Genomic DNA, 15,606 nt, shown 5'->3' with positions numbered 1-15,606 from the left:
GTTTATTTTTCATTCACACCTTGAAAGACACTAATGTTACCCAAATATCGAGAATGAGGAATAACCATCATTTTAATGAGGATATAATTATGAGTTTGAAACCAGGTCCAAAACCAATTGCTAAATCGACAGGAAAGCACGATCAGCGTCGACGAGACAATAAAAAAACTCCAGGAAATACTCCAGCTTAAAGCCTAGTAAATCATCAAAATGAGAAAAAATTTAACATAATTTACTCTCTAGTTTGGAGCCAGAATTAACAGTACTGGCTCTTTTTTGCTAGCAATTATGAGACAAAATTGCGTTAGGCTGACGAGAGATTGTTGGCTATTCATCGCTATAAATTGCCCAAAACGTGCCAGAATAGCATCAAACTATATGTAAATTTCTACTCTACCATATTGCCCGGTTGGTAGTTACTTAAGCGCGGATAATTCAGTTAGAAAAACAGCGCTAAAAGCGATATCAAATATCGGAGAAGAAATGGAACCAGTCATTATGATCTACGTGAAGTATCATCGCGACTTGATGCTCCAGAAGCAAACACTCAGATACACTTAGGGAAGCCAATGAAACTATTTTGCATTTATTCGTCAATAAACTTCGATATACTGGACAATGATGATGCTTTTTTGGGCGCAATAGGCACTGGTGAATATTTCATTCACTACGTTGGTTACGAGCGAGAGCGCTATGAGAAAGGTCATGAGTCGCGTAAACATTACTTTGAAGGCACAGAGCAAGAAGTAATGGTTCAGCTAGGGTGTCAGGGTAAAGGGCTTGAAAAAGATTGGGCTATACCTTGACTTAACCGAAAATGTCGCTCTGATGTCGACCCTCAAGGTTCAACTGCTGGGCGAAGCTTTTGTCGAAGCGTTGCTCGCTTACAGTCACTGTATCGATGACCAACAGCATGGTGATACCGTAAGAAAGAAAGCAGAATACCTGCAGAAAAATCGCAATTATGAGCTCGTACCTGCGCAATCACCTACGGAATGGGCTGGAATACGAAAACGGTCGAAAAAAGAGTCAGGTGAATCTAATAGGCGAGACAACCTTGAAGAAGGTCAACAGGTACTTGCGCAACTGGAATCAGAGTATGAACAGTTGAAAGATTCCACTGCTCTAGAAACAAAAACATATGTAAATCAGTATCTTATACCGATTATCAGAAGTATTAAATACAAGTTAAAAGCATAACCCATATCAAGTTCTCTCGATTAAACTGGCCTAGTGCATGAATAGAACGATACGGTCTACTCCAGCGATACCGGACAATCATCTAGGTAAGTTGGAATACCAATACACCAGTTATCTTATATCTAAATTAGCCATGAAGCTAAAACAGGTTTATTCAGACTCGCTACAGTTGGCACATTCAATCTCAACAACCGCACAAAAGAAGCTAATAAGTGAACCGTTATACTTCGCTCTGGCTTAATGGCTGAAGTAACTTGTGACAAACTCGTACTTTTCTGGGGTTACCATAATAGTTCTTTGTAGGCGATTGAGTGACGATGCGCGGTGGCGACTAAATGCGGCAAGCGACAACCAATGTTCGGACGAAACAGGTACGTCTATATACGTCGGGGGAAAGGTCAGTTAGATACGGATGCATTAGTAAGAGGAGCGGATGAACACCTAACCAATACAATAAAAAAGTATCATTGATTTAGGTAAGTTTCCTGATTGGAATGAACTGATGCTGAAAAAAGAACTCGCCATCACAAATGGTTTCTAAATGCTATGCAACCAGCGCTTAAAACCAAAAATACTTGAGTGATAGCAGAGTTTACCTTTTGCCCTAACGGATCTTATCCGAACACTTACCATTCTCCATAAATCCTAACTCAAATTGGCCAAAAACGCTTACACCTAAGAGACTCATAGATAAAGCTCATTTGCACCATGCGTAACTTTCACAAATGCGTTAGCTCTACTTGGCTAACGCATGGGTTCATTGCAGCTTATAGAAAATTAGCACTAACCAAACCATTAAGAATCGATAGAAATCAACTGGTTGTTAAGTAAGACAGAAACGTCAAGATAGTCTACTGCAACAGAAACATTAGTTTTGTTAACAACGCTGGGGTGCTCTGGGCCGACGGCAGTAATATTGATAACATCACAGCCAGCCTCCATCGCAGACAATATACCCGCATGTGCATCTTCAAAAACTAGGCATTGCTCGGGAGACACCCCCAACTGTTTTGCCGCTAAAATATAACCTTCGGGATCTGGTTTGCCTTTTTGCACATCTTCCACGGTAATCAGTGTCTTGGGCACTGGTATGGATGCCGCTTTTAATCTTTGAATCGCGAGTTCTCTGGGCGCTGAGGTATATACTCCCCAATCGTGATCTTCCAGTCGACTTAAAAAATCTATGGCTCCGCGGACGGGCTTTACAGAATCGACATTGCTCATTTCTATGGCTTCCAACTTAGCGACTTCTTCTTCGATGCTAAGGTGAGGCATTAGCTCTTTAATGACATCATCAGAGGGACGCCCGTGTGATATCGCTAAAATCGTATCTACATTGATGCGGTGCTCTGTCGCCCATATGCTCCATGCGTTTTCAACGGCATAGGTAGAGTCAACCAATGTACCATCCATGTCGAAGATGAATTTTGCATAGTTTTTCATCGTGTAACCTCTTAAAGTCGGTGTGAGTAGTGATTTCGAGGTTAGCTAAGCTCTTGTGTTTATTATTCGATACAACTGACTTGTTAAGGTGCACTATCTGGACACAAGCTGATACTATTTAGCCAACTTAATCATTGTGTTGTGTTGGAAGGTATGAGAGCAATAACTTCGAAGAGTTTAATACGCCCAGGTTACTCTTGGAGACATCATTTAGACGAATCGCCGTCGGAACTATTGAAACCTCATGTCCATAGAGAGTTTGAATTTCTGCTCCTTTTTAACTACCGGGGAATAATTAGATTGGGCGGTGTTGATGTAGAAGTCGCACCTTGTTCGTTTTTTTTGATACCACCCGAGTTATCCCATGACTTAAAAGACTTAAGGGTCAGAGACAAAAAACTTACCCCAGAGCGGCATAGCCTTTGGATGGACAAAGAGTGGGTGTCGAATATGTTGATGCACTGCAAGGAAATGAGGAAACTTACCAACATACTAGGCGATGAATCGTGCATTCAGTTTTCTGAATCAACGGCATTATCGGCGAAAAACGTCATCTCACTGATTGACTACAAGACTTCAAGCCTAGAACAGCTTTCAGTGCTTTTTCGTGTTTTTTCGACCGTCACTCAAGATAAAAACTTCGTTATGTTGTGCTCGTCTGCTCATCTTCAATTTGAATCGGATAAAGATCGGGTTGAAGCCTTGTCTCAATACCTGAATACGCACTATGCCCAAGATATTTCCTTACAAGACTTGTCGCAATATATTTTCTGTAGTGAACGGACGGTTAATCGTATTTTTACTCGCCATTTTGGTGAAACGTTCGGTCAAAGGCTTAAAAAAATAAGGCTAAGCCATGCTGCCGAGTTGTTGGAGACTTCTAACTTTAAAGTCAGTCACATCGCTCAAATAGTGGGATACAACAATACATCAAACTTCAATCGCCTATTTAAGAATTACAAAGGGCTAACTCCTAAAGAGTACCGGAACAAATTTTCCAGTAAATAGGCGCTGGAACTATGTATTCGTATAACGTTTCGACCGCTAACACTGATGAATAGCCAATCCGTCTTGACCCGCACTAAAATTGTCAGGTTCCCTTTGGGCAATGGAAGAGCCTGAGCTATCCAAACAAACGTACTGCAAACCGAAGCAGCCTAATGTAAGCGTCTAACCTTGATTGCTAGAATATGCATCTACACCTTTTTTGCGACGATAAAACAGTCTGGCAAGCGGGTTAAATTCTCGATTTTGATTACTTCAAATCGGCATTTTTCTATTTCTTGTTTTAACCCTTGCGTTGAAAATGATTTGAATTTTGGCATCAAGCCGACTTTTGACACCAGTGGAACCAACAAACTTAATATCGAGACTCTTTCTCCCAGACAGCCTGTTGCCGATATAAACAACCCACCCGGCTTTAATAGTTGGTGAACTCTTTCAAATACCATTTGAGTATCGACATATGGAAGAACATTGATGGCTAAGATTGCATCATAGGTTTGATTCTCTCGCTCGATGGTAAAGATGTCTGCGTGTGTAAAGTTCACATTGCTCTTAGCAGTATTAGCCTTTGCCACCTCAATCATTCCAGACGAAATATCAATACCTTCAACTTTATCAACAATCGATGCAATATCATTTGCGATTGAACCTGAGCCACATCCATAATCCAACACAACGTCGCTCGGTTTTAAGTACATAATCGCTTTCTCGACAATTGTGTCGTTAATCTGTTCTAGTTTATTACTGCCTATAGCAGACTTTTTAGAAACTTTGTCCCAAAACTGTTCTGATTTATCCATGATAACTCTCTGAAAATTGGCAACTATTCACAAGGTGCTGGCGCTTGAACACAGCCATTACTATCGGACGACATGCCGATATAGTTCGTCTTCGTATATTTTTTTCAACCCTGCGACTTGAAGAGATTTTGCGTAACTAAACCCTTCTGGGTTGACTCTCCTTATTGGCTATTCATCGCTAAATTGAAGTTCGGGGTACTCTTTGTTTAGCGCTTTCACAATATTGGTCCATTCACTTTTATCAAGTGCACGTGGGTATAAGGCATAAGGTTTTAGCGACCAAGAAGGCAAAACAAACCCCCACGATACACCGCCCACTAGATAAAACGTATCTTCCACTTTCGCTAGACCAAAGACTTTACCTTGCCAATTGAGGGATAGATGCGGAGCCGCCGTCCAAGAAGGGTTGTCGCGAAAGCGAGTTCCAACGCTGTAAAATGGGTCACTCTGATCGCGTTTTAGCTGGCTGCCAACATCGACAAACACCCAATTCTTTTCTGAATCACCAAAAGAGGCGTGTTTGCCAGACAGTTGCACATCTCCAGACGTTTCGACAAGGTGTAACCAGTGCGTCACCTTAGAAGACGTCACTTCGATTGCTGGGAAGTATGGCGCATAACACTCTCTATTCCCATGGGCTGCAAAGCGGATATCAAAAGACTCATGATGCTCTAAAAAATCAATGCGATTCGTTTCCACCGAAGCGTCAGCAAAGCACGCTACATAATCACCACTTTCAATATTGGCAGTGAGTATGTTGCTTCGATAAATGCCAAATGACAGGTAAGCCGCCAGTAGGAGAGTAGCCAAAAGAAGCACAGAAATAATATACTTTTTCATTTTCAACGAACCTTGCACTACTAAAAAAGCACATTATGAAACCAGTTACAGCAAAAATAGTCTAGTACAGAAAAGCAAACAATTTCAATATAAATCAAAAGTTTATGCTTAATCCCTGTAGAGAAGAAACCAACTCTTATCTACGGGTCTACATACACTTTTCATAGGTTCAAGAAGAGTTAAAAGAGGCGCGAAGGGTAAACCCTTTTTCAATATTTATTTCGTAGTCAAAACAACTGATGGCAAGCTTTATCGTGAGGCTTAATAATTAGTTCGTCCACTAACAATAAAATTCAATCTGTACCTTGCACTAAATAAATTCATATGAACAAAAAATTAGCGATATACTGCTAAAAAACCACTTTTTGAGCATAAATTTAACTGTATCTTGCTAATTTTCCACTATTATTAATTTGAGCACTAACCATTATTTCGTTAAACTTATCGCGCAAATTTTGAAAAGGAATTTCTCAATGAAATACAAATTAGCCGCTGCACTTCTGTTGGCAGCCAGTGCCACATCAGCTCACGCTAGCGAATGTGGCAAGGTCACAATCGCTGATATGAACTGGAACTCAGCAAGCCTTATTGCCAACATAGACAAATTTATCCTTGAACACGGATATGGTTGTGAAGCTGAACTTATTCCCGGCGACACGATGCCTACCGGCACCTCAATGATTGAGAAAGGACAACCAGACGTTGCCCCAGAACTTTGGAGTAACAGTTTGAAAGACGCTTTGGACAAAGGCGTACAAGAAAAACGCCTTCGCTACGCGGGCAATGCTCTCGTCGACGGCGGTGAAGAAGGTTTTTGGGTCCCTGCTTATCTAGTAGATAAACACCCTGAAATGGCCACCATCGAAGGCATCAAAAAGCATGCTGACATGTTTACGCACCCAGAAGACCCAGATAAAAGCGCTTTCTACAGCTGCCCAGCAGGTTGGAACTGTCAGATCAGTGCAGGTCACTTGTTCAACGCTCTAAAACTTGAAGACTCCGGTTTTACTGTTGTTGATCCCGGCTCAGCCGCTGGCCTAAGTGGTTCAATCGCCAAAGCCTACGAACGCGAACAAGCATGGTTTGGCTACTACTGGGCACCGACTGCGGTATTGGGCAAATACAACATGGTGAAAGTTGACTTTGGCAGTGGCGTTAACAAGGATGAATTTGTTAACTGTATTACTCAAGCAGAGTGTGACGCGCCAGCAGTGACCATGTACCCGCCTTCGCCAGTACACACCATCACAACTGAAGAGTTCGCTTCTAGAGCACCTCAAGCGTATGACTACTTTACCAAGCGTGGCTTGAAAAATGCGGATCTCAACCAGCTTCTCGCTTGGATGGAAGACAACCAAGCCGATGGTGAAGAAGCTATGTATCACTTCCTAGAGCAACATCCTCAAATCTGGAAGCAGTGGCTACCAGCCGACGTCGCTTCAAAAGTTGAACAAGCACTTTAATCGCTTGTTAACTAAACTCTAAGTAACACAACTCTACCGGAGTCAATGATTTGGCTCCGGATCTACAAGGAATGGTTTATATGTCTGATAGTAGTTGGTGGGGCAGTTTCCCTGAAATGGAACGCTCCGATCTTCGGGCGATAAGGAAAACCCTTGATGGCGCATACCGCGATTTTTCTCGCGAGTACGGCGATTTGATCGAGTCTTTATTTGATCCTCTTCTCTCTTTTCTGGTCTGGTTTGAAAAGCTGTTAATTACTACTCCGTGGCTGATTATATTGGCAGCGTGCACTGGCTTAGTTTATGCCGCCAGCCGCTCATGGAAACTCGCTGTTGGGTGCTTTGCTTCACTTATCTTGATCGGTTATTTCGGTATGTGGGAAGACACCATGCGCACCCTTAGTATCATCACGGTTTGCACCATGCTGTCGATCCTGCTCGGCATTCCAATCGGGATCGCTATGGCGAGATCGGATCGAGTTCAATCCATCGTTACTCCAATGTTAGATGTGATGCAAACCATGCCTGCCTTTGTTTACTTGATCCCAGTAGTCATGCTACTCGGTATTGGTAAAATCCCCGGCCTGATTGCCGTCGTCATCTACGCCATTCCACCAGTCATTCGCCTGACAAACCTCGGAATTCGTTTAGTCGATAAAGAAGTATTGGAAGCGGCAACCGCCTTTGGTGCAAACCGCAGTCAGCGGCTGTGGGGCGTGCAGTTACCATTGGCAATGCCGACTATTATGGCAGGTATCAACCAAACCATTATGATGGCACTGTCGATGGTCGTTATCGCTTCGATGATCGGTGTTAAAGGGCTAGGTCAACCGGTACTAAAATCGATCACCAACCAATACTTTACTCTAGGATTGCTCAATGGCTTCGCGATTGTCGCACTGGCCATTTTGTTCGACCGCGCTTCGCAAGCTTATGCCAAACGCACACAAGCTCACCTTGGAGACATGAAACATGACTGATGCGTTAATTGAAATTCGCGGCCTCTACAAGGTATTTGGTCCTAAGCCAGATAGCGTAATGGACAGAGTAAAAGCGGGTGTAAGCAAAGAAACCTTACTGGAAGAAACGGGTCATACCGTTGGTTTGAAAGACATTAATCTTCAAATCAACAAAGGCGAAATATTTGTCATTATGGGACTGTCTGGTTCTGGCAAGTCTACCCTTATTCGTCACTTCAACCGTCTGATCGAACCCACTGAAGGGTTATTCAAGTCGAAGGTATCGATGTCACCGAACTGACAACCAAGCAATTGGAAGATTTCCGCCGTCGCAAAATGTCGATGGTTTTCCAGCGCTTTGGTCTAATGCCTCATCGCACTGTTATCCAAAACGTAGCGTATGGTTTAGAGGTTCAAGGCGTCGAAAAAGAGCTTCGCTTAGCCAAAGCCGAAGAGTGGCTTGAAACCGTAGGGCTTTCTGGTTACGGAAAGCAGTACCCCGCTCAACTTTCTGGGGGGCAACAACAGCGAGTTGGCCTTGCAAGAGCGCTTTGCACCGATGCAGAAGTGTTATTGATGGATGAGGCTTTCTCTGCCCTAGACCCGCTGATTCGCAGTGAGATGCAAGATCAACTGATTGAATTGCAAGAAAAGCTACACAAGACCATCATCTTTATTACCCATGACTTAGATGAAGCGCTAAGCTAGGTGATCGCATCGCCATCTTAAAGGACGGTAAACTCGTTCAGCAAGGTACGCCTGATGAAATTTTGCTGCACCCTGCCGACGAATACGTGGAAGCCTTTGTAAAAGATGTAAACCGCGCGAGAGCGTTAACGGTAGAAACGGTCATGCAGCCACCAGCCTACCGGATCACCGCCAACAACATCGAAGAAGCCCTGCGCCAAATGAAGCAGCTCAAGCAAGATTACGCTTACCACGTAACCGAAGAGGGCTATCAGGGTCTTGTCACTAAAGAGAGCCTTATCGATGCCGCTGACACTCAAGAAAGTGCCTTCGATGAAGATATTTACGAAGAGTTGCCAGCAGTATCGCCAGATGCGGTAATCGAAGAAGTACTCACTGAAACCATGTCTTATGAGTACTCACTGCCCGTGGTTGACGATGACGGTAACTTAAAAGGCGAACTAGAACGCCAAGCCGTTGCTGAAATTTTCGCTGAGGCGAAAGAGACAGAGGCCGCTGAAACAGACATCGATATCGAACATAAAAAAGCGGGTTAATAGCCCAAAAAGCAAAAGGCCTCCCAATGGGAGGCCTTTTTTATGCCACTTGGGCTTGCCATAACCTCTGGTATCCACCGTTCGATTCTAACAGTTCATCGTGGTGCCCATATTCCACTATGGTCCCTTTGTCCATGTGGTAGATGCGATCCATATCTTTGATGGTTTCTAGGCGGTGGGCTACTGTGACCACAGTTTTACCTATACATCTCTCTCTTAGCGCATCCAGCACGTGGTTTTGTGTTTCAGCATCCAAGGCCGATGTAATTTCATCTAATAGAATAACGGGGGTATCGTGAAGAAATGCTCGAGCAAGGCTTAAACGTTGCCTCTCTCCACCGGATAACTGACTTCCGTTTTCACCAATTTCACTGCGCAGACCGTCGGGGAGTCGAGCGACAAGATCTTCCAGCCCCGCTTGGTACACGACTTGGTTCAGCTCTTCTTCACTAGCCTGTTTATTGGCGATCAAAAGGTTGTCTTTCAAGCTACCAGCAAACAGCTGTACGTCTTGGGTCACATACGAAATATGGCGATACCACTCTTCGGTACCAACTTGGTCGAGCTCCTTGCCACCAAGCCTTACACGACCTTCGCTTGGAATGTGAAACGCGGCAATAAGATGTAACAGCGTTGATTTACCCGCCCCACTGCTGCCAGTAATAGCAACGTGTTCACCTTGCTTAATTTTTAGGTCAATTTGATTGACTACCTTCTCGCCACCAAGGCTTAGGCTTACGTTATCAATTTCGATATCAAAGCTTTTAGGAGCCACACCTTGTTTCACTTGCTGAGGCGATGTGGCTAGGCGATGCAAACGCCCTGCAGACTTCATCATAAATCGCAACAAGGCAGAATGAACCGCTAAGCGTGCAAATGGACGCACGGTAAGAACGGCAGCAATCACCGCCACCAACCACTCGCCGATAGCAGTCTCTCCGTAAGCCACATCTAACGCCCCGACAAAGGCGACCAAAGGAACGCTGAGCTCTAGTAAAAAGGTGGCTCCCATAACACCAGTGCCTCCCGCCCATTCCAGACCTAATCCACTGTTTCGCAAAGCTTCTATTTTGTCGTTTAGCGGTTTAGCAAGATGGTCGCTGCGACCAAAGGTTTTTAGCATTGGCAAACAGTCTAAGTATTCCAGTAGTTTGTCGGTATTACTCAGATTCACGCTGTGATGATGAGTAGCGGCTTTCGAAAACCCTTTCTCTGCAGACAAAAGCAATACCCATGAAAGCACTAATACCGCACCAAGTACCACTCCGAGAACGGGGTTTAACACCGTTAAAAATACCAACATAGCAACGGGAATAATCCAAGCGGCGATAAAATCCGCCACCAGATGACTAAAGATCTCTTCAAAGCTCTTTAGATCGCTAGTCACTAACTTCATTTTCTCGCCGAGGCTTTTACCCATTAACGTTGCAAGTGGCTGTCCACGTACGTCGAGTAATAGTCGATTTCGCAAATGATATGTAATGTCGTAGGCACCCAAAAAGCTCTGTTTAGCACTTTGGCCAAACCACCACTGCAGACCGATAACGACTAACGAAAGCAGCAGCATGGTTATAAAACCAAGGAAAACCCCTTCCAACATAAAGAAAAACAGCATAGCCCAGCACACCAGTGGCAATAACTCGACAATGACTTTGCCCGCCATACCAATCCAAAACTGTTGTTGCTTTGCACCACTGTGTTTGAGTAAAAAGTTCAACTTATCCATGACTGATCTCCTGCAACTCTCCGGCTTTTAGTACAAGGTGGCGATCGGCTTGTTTTACCGCTTGTACCCGATGGCTGATAATGAGCTGAATTTGCTCCGGAGCGTAAGTTCGCAATGCACTCAATACCTTCTGCTCTGAAACTGGATCTAAGTGAGCCGTCACTTCATCCAAAATTAAAACCGGTGTCTTTGCCAAGGCAGCACGCACAATTGAAAGCCTCTGCATTTCGCCACCGCTGAACAATCGACGAGTTTCACCGATATCGGTATCGAGTTGGTTGGGAAGGGTTCTAACCAGTTCCCCAAGACCAACGCCGTCAAGCAGTTGCCAAAGAAGGCTCTCTTCACATAAGGGCTTGGCTAAAAGTAGGTTACTGCGCAGGGTTCCGGCAAAAAACTTGCTCTGCTGATCCACCACCGCAATGTATTGACTTCGGTTTTTATCGTCCATAGCGTCAACGGGATGATCATTGATAAACCATCCTCCTTGCGCCGGACGTAAAGCACCAGAAAGCACCATCAGTAACGAACTTTTTCCGCTGCCAGACGCGCCTTGAATCACAACCCTTTCACCCGGTAGAAACTCTGCGTTTAGTCCACTGAAAATCGTTTGATCCCCTCTAATTAAGGTGAGGTTTTGACACTTGAGTACCGCGAGTTGAGTTTCAACGGGTTGGCTTTCTTCAGTATCACTACTAAACAGGGGAATAAGACGATCAATGGCCATCATAGATTGCTGCACTTGACTCATCAACTGAGTAAGATCCAGCCAAGGTTTTAAAATTCCAGCACAAACGCAAATAGCAATGGACAGATCAACAATGGTGATATCCCTAAAGCAGCAAAGGTAACCGCAACGGGAATAACCAAGATAACCGACGTTTGAGCCAAAGTAACAAAGCTCACCCACGCCCCAATCATTTGATCGGTGTAAGTACCAACTATTTTGTGATGGCTTCGCATGGTGGATCGCAACTGCTGGTAAGAGTCTGCGTCTACAGCGTACAGTTTCATCACACCGATACTGCGTAGAAACTCAAGCTGAGCTTGATGCATTTTCGAGACGATCTTTTCATACTTGGTATGACGTTCTCCAAAGCCACGCATCATCAAGAACTGAATGGTTCCTGCCAAAGGCAAAGGGATCAAAGCCACTACAGCCAAGCGCCAATCAATGAAAAACAGCAGGCCGATCATTAAGAATGGGAGTATCAGGCCATTGATGATATCTGTGCCGTGGTGAGCGATCAGCGGTTCCAACTTTTGACAATCATCAGAAACCCGTTTTTCTAAATCGGCGCGATGGAAGCGATGCAGTTTTTCACTAGGCATACGGGCTAGTGCATTAACAATAAACTGCCGAACTTTTTGGATGACATGGTAGGCGACTAAGTGCGCCTGCCACACTGCAAACATGTACAACAGATATCTAAGTACCATGCAAACGTCATGGCTAACAGATATTGATAAATAGGTTCACCAGCATAAAGCGCATTTGCCCCGAGATACAAACTCACCCAAGGGACAATCTCCACTACAGTACATAGTAGAGCGGAAAAAATGGAAAGAAACATGCGTGGGCGTTCAGTCGACAGCATAGATTTTAATGCTTCACCGCGTCCCATGGATTCATTTAGGTACATAGATAACTCCTTTGCTGTACCCAAGTGAGCTTGAAGCGTTAATGCAAACAAATAAGCCACCTGAATATTAGGTGGCTATTTATATTTTGACCCTGCTTTGATAACCGTCACTATTAGGAATTTAAATGCTCAGATCGGGAAAATTGACGGTTTCTGTAGGACTTGGGGGTTTCTCCTACATGTTGCTTAAACACTTTGGCAAAGTAGCTACTGTTTTGATAGCCCAAATCCAATGCAATTTGCGTTATAGGTTTGTTCGGCTGAGACAATTTCTCTTTGGCAAGTTGCACCCGATAGGCTTGTATCCAACTTGCTACTCCCATATTGAACTGCTGACGAAAAGCTTGTTTAAGGTAACAATCGTTGGTCGCTAACGCTCGCGAAAGTGAACTGATACTCCAGTTTTCATTGGGCTTTTGCTCTATCAATGCACAGGCTCTATCCGCAAGGGTTTGAGTGGGTTTTCTCACCATCAAAAGCGCAAGTAACTCTCGTACTTTGCCCTGCATCCACAACTGACGAGCTTGCCCTTCAAAATCACACTCCCAAACCGACTGAGCGACTTTCAGTAGTTCGCCAGACAAAGGCATTTGCCAACCGGAGGCATACATCTCAAAAGGTTTGAAAAATTCGTCGTCATCATAAGGGGACATTGCGATAGCGATATTGTGTTGAATCGGAAAATGCATCCGAATCACTTGCACATGACCGCCTTTGGGCAAGACGGTCTCTTCCTTGTCTATCTGCTTTGGTACTAAGGATGCAATACAACGAAAGGCGTAACGACTTGCAGGCAATTCGGGGTATGAAGCGCTATAGGCGCTATTTTTTCCCATTAGCGTAATGTAAAGCCCCTCAGGGGCAACATCGCAAAAGTGAATGGTCTCTTCTGATGTGCAGTTCATAATGTAGGCCTGACCAACGCCGTCGAGGTCAACAGAATCAAATCGACCTTTTATCGAATCATAAGATGTTAGACGCTCTACAATATCGATCATGAAACTAACTGCCTATAAAAAAGAGGACAATAAGATCTCATAACTGATAACTATTATCAATAATAACAGAGAGTAAAGAAAAGCAACTTGATTGCTTGTGCGTACTTTGACCTTTTTCTTGTTACTGCTTTTACTCGTTCATACCTTGTTAGCCTAAGCTTACTCTACTCAAGATTATCTGAACGAATTGATAAATTAGTATTATCGTTATTAGGTGGTACTTTACAGCCTAATTTATTGATCGTTAATTGAACAAATATGAGATAGCCTGCATTATTTATGGATGAAAAGCGACAACTAGTCGCCTAAGACACATAAAAAATGGAGAAAATATGGCACCATCAATAATTGAATTTTGGGAACAGGAAAGAAATGAATCGGATCGTTCTCTCTCAATATCAGGAGCTGCGATCATAGACCAACAACTAAAGGAGCTATTGGAATCTTATTTTATTGTTGCTCCTAAAGAAACAAAGTCTCTTTTCTCATCCACTGGCGCACTAGGGGCTTTAGGTGTAAGGAACCAGATAGCTTATGTCATAGGGTTAATTGATAAGACAACATATTTAGACATTAGATTAATCCAGAAAATACGGAACAAATTTGCTCATTCGCATTTAAGAATTGATTTTTCAGAACCTAAAGTTTCCGGGTTAGCCAGTTCACTTGAAATACCTCAATGGGTTGGTGAGCCGGGAGATAATGATCCAGAATCTCCCAGAGGAATGTTTTTTTCGGGGGTTCGTGGTGTACTTTGGCATCTAGTTACAGAACAAGCTCGTCTCAAAAAAGAAGGAAGAAGGCAGTCACCTGAAGGTATATTTCCTTTTGGCGGTAGATCTGGCATCGAGTTTAACCTATAGGTGTGATCAGTTCCCGTATAAGAGATTAAAGAGTTATTCAACACGCTTGGCATTCTCACTTTTGGTTGAATGTAGTGTTTTCGGCGCAGTATTCAATTTCAGCATGTGTGGTGATCATAGATTAGTTTAGCGTTATATTTTATTGGAGTTCATCGTGCTAAATAGAATCGAAGAATGGATTGATCTAACAAACGAAAAGTTTTCTTGTCATCGAAAAAGTTGCGCGCTGTTTGCACGAGATTTCGCTGGTTTCTACTCTGAAGAGTTTTTATCTAACTCATATTTTGTGATCGTTGATAGCATCCCAAAGCCAGAACTTTCGGAACTACGCCAAACTGGTTTAGGCGACTTTCTCGATATGGAAGTTCAAGGTATTACATACAAAAACACTTATTATATAGTACCAAGTGTTGCTCAGAACTTACGTTTACATTTCCATGAATTGGTGCATGTTGCTCAATGGAGGACTCTTGGTACTACTGGCTTTTTGCAACGCTACATATCAGAAGTTCAAAGTTTCACCTACGATGAGGCTCCACTTGAGAAACTGGCTTACGCATTTGACCACCACTTTTCACAAGGTGGAAAAATATTTGATGTCCCCAGCTATGTTGAAAATGAAATATTACAAACGCTTTAATACGGGACTCGCAACGCGTGACGTTTTTATCATGCGCTAGTTTAATGATTTTGGTTGTATGCGGAAATATTATATTCCGCTGCTCGCACATTAACAGACTGTTATGTTTCTATGAGGAAAAAGCTTGATATCTACGTATTTGCCGATCACTGTAGTGGTTACATTGATACTGTTTTGTACTCGTGAAATTCTCGACTTAACAAAGAGGTATCGAGAAAGAAAACGCATGCTTGCAACTCTTAAGATGTTGGTATCTGAAGAGTTAAAAGACAACTATTATGCGCTGGATGCTTTGTACTCTATCTTGACTAAAGTAGATAAAGCGCTGAAAGTCGGTGAAGATAATATACCAGTACAGAAGAACGTAAAAACCGATCGTTATGGAAACGATATGGCTAATATCTTTATCGGGGAAACCGGAGAATATGGTGTACTTCACATGCCATTCCCCAAATTTTCAACAAAACGCTATGAATCATATATCAGGGATATAGCGTCTTTAGATCTGCAGTTATATGAAGCTATTACAGAGTTCTATAAAGAGCTCCGTTACTGCGAAAAAATTCGGTGCGAAGTTATTGAATATTTAGAAAGAGACAACAATCATGTCTACTGGTCTTTCGATCGTCGCGTAAACCTTATGTTCGAGCGCAAGTCGGAGTATGAACTCTTGTGCCAAAATCTTCATGTACTCCTGTCAGGTAAATACATGAAAATCAAGCGCAGTGAGGTGATTGAAATTGAAATATAGCAAGCAATTCAACAGTGATTCGCAACGCTTG

At 43.2% G+C, this 15,606-nt stretch carries 16 protein-coding genes and 1 pseudogene; 9 read left to right on the top strand and 8 right to left on the bottom strand.

Annotated features, from left to right (window positions below):
• The first annotated feature begins 569 nt into the window (after positions 1–569).
• Together BLO31_RS07095 and BLO31_RS07090 are read left to right on the top strand one after the other, a co-directional pair.
• The gene (locus BLO31_RS07095) at positions 570–806 is read left to right on the top strand and encodes a hypothetical protein (RefSeq protein WP_070963931.1); all 237 of its coding nucleotides are present in this window, start codon (positions 570–572) and stop codon (positions 804–806) included.
• Entirely contained in the window at positions 781–1,200 is a 420-nt protein-coding gene (locus BLO31_RS07090; protein ID WP_070963929.1) for a hypothetical protein, read from the top strand. The genes BLO31_RS07095 and BLO31_RS07090 overlap by 26 nt, the downstream gene beginning before the upstream one ends.
• 795 nt (positions 1,201–1,995) lie before the next feature.
• Here BLO31_RS07090 and BLO31_RS07085 read toward each other — a convergent pair.
• The gene (locus BLO31_RS07085; protein WP_070963926.1) at positions 1,996–2,643 is read right to left on the bottom strand and encodes an HAD-IA family hydrolase; all 648 of its coding nucleotides are present in this window, start codon (positions 2,641–2,643) and stop codon (positions 1,996–1,998) included.
• Positions 2,644–2,943: 300 nt separating this feature from the next.
• Here BLO31_RS07085 and BLO31_RS07080 point away from each other — a divergent pair, with 300 nt between their 5' ends.
• Positions 2,944–3,651 carry a helix-turn-helix transcriptional regulator gene (locus tag BLO31_RS07080; protein ID WP_070963924.1) on the top strand — a complete coding sequence of 236 codons (708 nt, stop codon included), beginning with the start codon at positions 2,944–2,946 and terminating at the stop codon, positions 3,649–3,651.
• Between the two features lie 188 nt (positions 3,652–3,839).
• On the opposite strand, the gene BLO31_RS07075 is transcribed toward BLO31_RS07080, so the two are convergent.
• A complete protein-coding gene (locus BLO31_RS07075) occupies positions 3,840–4,448 on the bottom strand; it encodes a class I SAM-dependent methyltransferase (RefSeq protein ID WP_070963922.1) in 609 nt (202 codons plus the stop codon).
• Between the two features lie 168 nt (positions 4,449–4,616).
• The gene (locus BLO31_RS07070; protein ID WP_070963919.1) at positions 4,617–5,288 is read right to left on the bottom strand and encodes a hypothetical protein; all 672 of its coding nucleotides are present in this window, start codon (positions 5,286–5,288) and stop codon (positions 4,617–4,619) included.
• Positions 5,289–5,761: 473 nt separating this feature from the next.
• On the opposite strand from BLO31_RS07070, the gene BLO31_RS07065 reads away from it, so the two are divergent.
• The 3 genes and pseudogenes from BLO31_RS07065 to BLO31_RS07055 all read left to right on the top strand — a co-directional run bounded on the left by BLO31_RS07065 (position 5,762) and on the right by BLO31_RS07055 (position 8,954).
• The gene (locus BLO31_RS07065) at positions 5,762–6,751 is read left to right on the top strand and encodes an ABC transporter substrate-binding protein (RefSeq protein WP_070963917.1); all 990 of its coding nucleotides are present in this window, start codon (positions 5,762–5,764) and stop codon (positions 6,749–6,751) included.
• A gap of 80 nt (positions 6,752–6,831) precedes the next feature.
• The gene (locus tag BLO31_RS07060; protein WP_070963914.1) at positions 6,832–7,731 is read left to right on the top strand and encodes an ABC transporter permease; all 900 of its coding nucleotides are present in this window, start codon (positions 6,832–6,834) and stop codon (positions 7,729–7,731) included.
• Positions 7,724–8,954, top strand: a pseudogene (locus BLO31_RS07055) (quaternary amine ABC transporter ATP-binding protein). The gene BLO31_RS07060 and the pseudogene BLO31_RS07055 overlap by 8 nt, the downstream one beginning before the upstream one ends.
• A gap of 40 nt (positions 8,955–8,994) precedes the next feature.
• Here BLO31_RS07055 and BLO31_RS07050 read toward each other — a convergent pair.
• The 5 genes from BLO31_RS07050 to BLO31_RS07040 form a co-directional block, all read right to left on the bottom strand.
• Complete coding sequence (locus tag BLO31_RS07050; RefSeq protein WP_070963912.1) at positions 8,995–10,680, bottom strand: ABC transporter ATP-binding protein; 1,686 nt, start codon at positions 10,678–10,680, stop codon at positions 8,995–8,997.
• Positions 10,673–11,410 (bottom strand): ATP-binding cassette domain-containing protein, encoded by a 738-nt coding sequence (locus BLO31_RS25015; RefSeq protein WP_342668974.1) that lies wholly within the window; start codon positions 11,408–11,410, stop codon positions 10,673–10,675. Before BLO31_RS25015 ends, BLO31_RS07050 begins: the two co-directional genes overlap by 8 nt.
• 47 nt (positions 11,411–11,457) lie before the next feature.
• Entirely contained in the window at positions 11,458–12,096 is a 639-nt protein-coding gene (locus BLO31_RS25010; protein ID WP_342668973.1) for an ABC transporter transmembrane domain-containing protein, read from the bottom strand.
• Positions 12,069–12,323: a hypothetical protein gene (locus tag BLO31_RS25005; RefSeq protein WP_342668972.1), complete on the bottom strand. Its 255-nt coding sequence runs from the start codon at positions 12,321–12,323 to the stop codon at positions 12,069–12,071. Before BLO31_RS25005 ends, BLO31_RS25010 begins: the two co-directional genes overlap by 28 nt.
• 113 nt (positions 12,324–12,436) lie before the next feature.
• Entirely contained in the window at positions 12,437–13,321 is an 885-nt protein-coding gene (locus BLO31_RS07040) for a helix-turn-helix transcriptional regulator (protein ID WP_070963910.1), read from the bottom strand.
• Positions 13,322–13,653: 332 nt separating this feature from the next.
• Here BLO31_RS07040 and BLO31_RS07035 point away from each other — a divergent pair, with 332 nt between their 5' ends.
• The 3 genes from BLO31_RS07035 to BLO31_RS07025 all read left to right on the top strand — a co-directional run bounded on the left by BLO31_RS07035 (position 13,654) and on the right by BLO31_RS07025 (position 15,575).
• The gene (locus BLO31_RS07035; protein ID WP_070963908.1) at positions 13,654–14,184 is read left to right on the top strand and encodes an MltR family transcriptional regulator; all 531 of its coding nucleotides are present in this window, start codon (positions 13,654–13,656) and stop codon (positions 14,182–14,184) included.
• Positions 14,185–14,338: 154 nt separating this feature from the next.
• Positions 14,339–14,824: a hypothetical protein gene (locus BLO31_RS07030; protein WP_070963906.1), complete on the top strand. Its 486-nt coding sequence runs from the start codon at positions 14,339–14,341 to the stop codon at positions 14,822–14,824.
• A gap of 226 nt (positions 14,825–15,050) precedes the next feature.
• On the top strand, positions 15,051–15,575 hold the full coding sequence (locus tag BLO31_RS07025; RefSeq protein ID WP_245688411.1) for a hypothetical protein: 525 nt from the start codon (positions 15,051–15,053) through the stop codon (positions 15,573–15,575).
• Positions 15,576–15,606: the final 31 nt, after the last annotated feature.

The organism is Vibrio sonorensis, assembly GCF_001854765.1.
GTDB lineage: Bacteria > Pseudomonadota > Gammaproteobacteria > Enterobacterales > Vibrionaceae > Vibrio > Vibrio sonorensis.
This window is presented reverse-complemented; position numbering and strand designations above follow the sequence as displayed.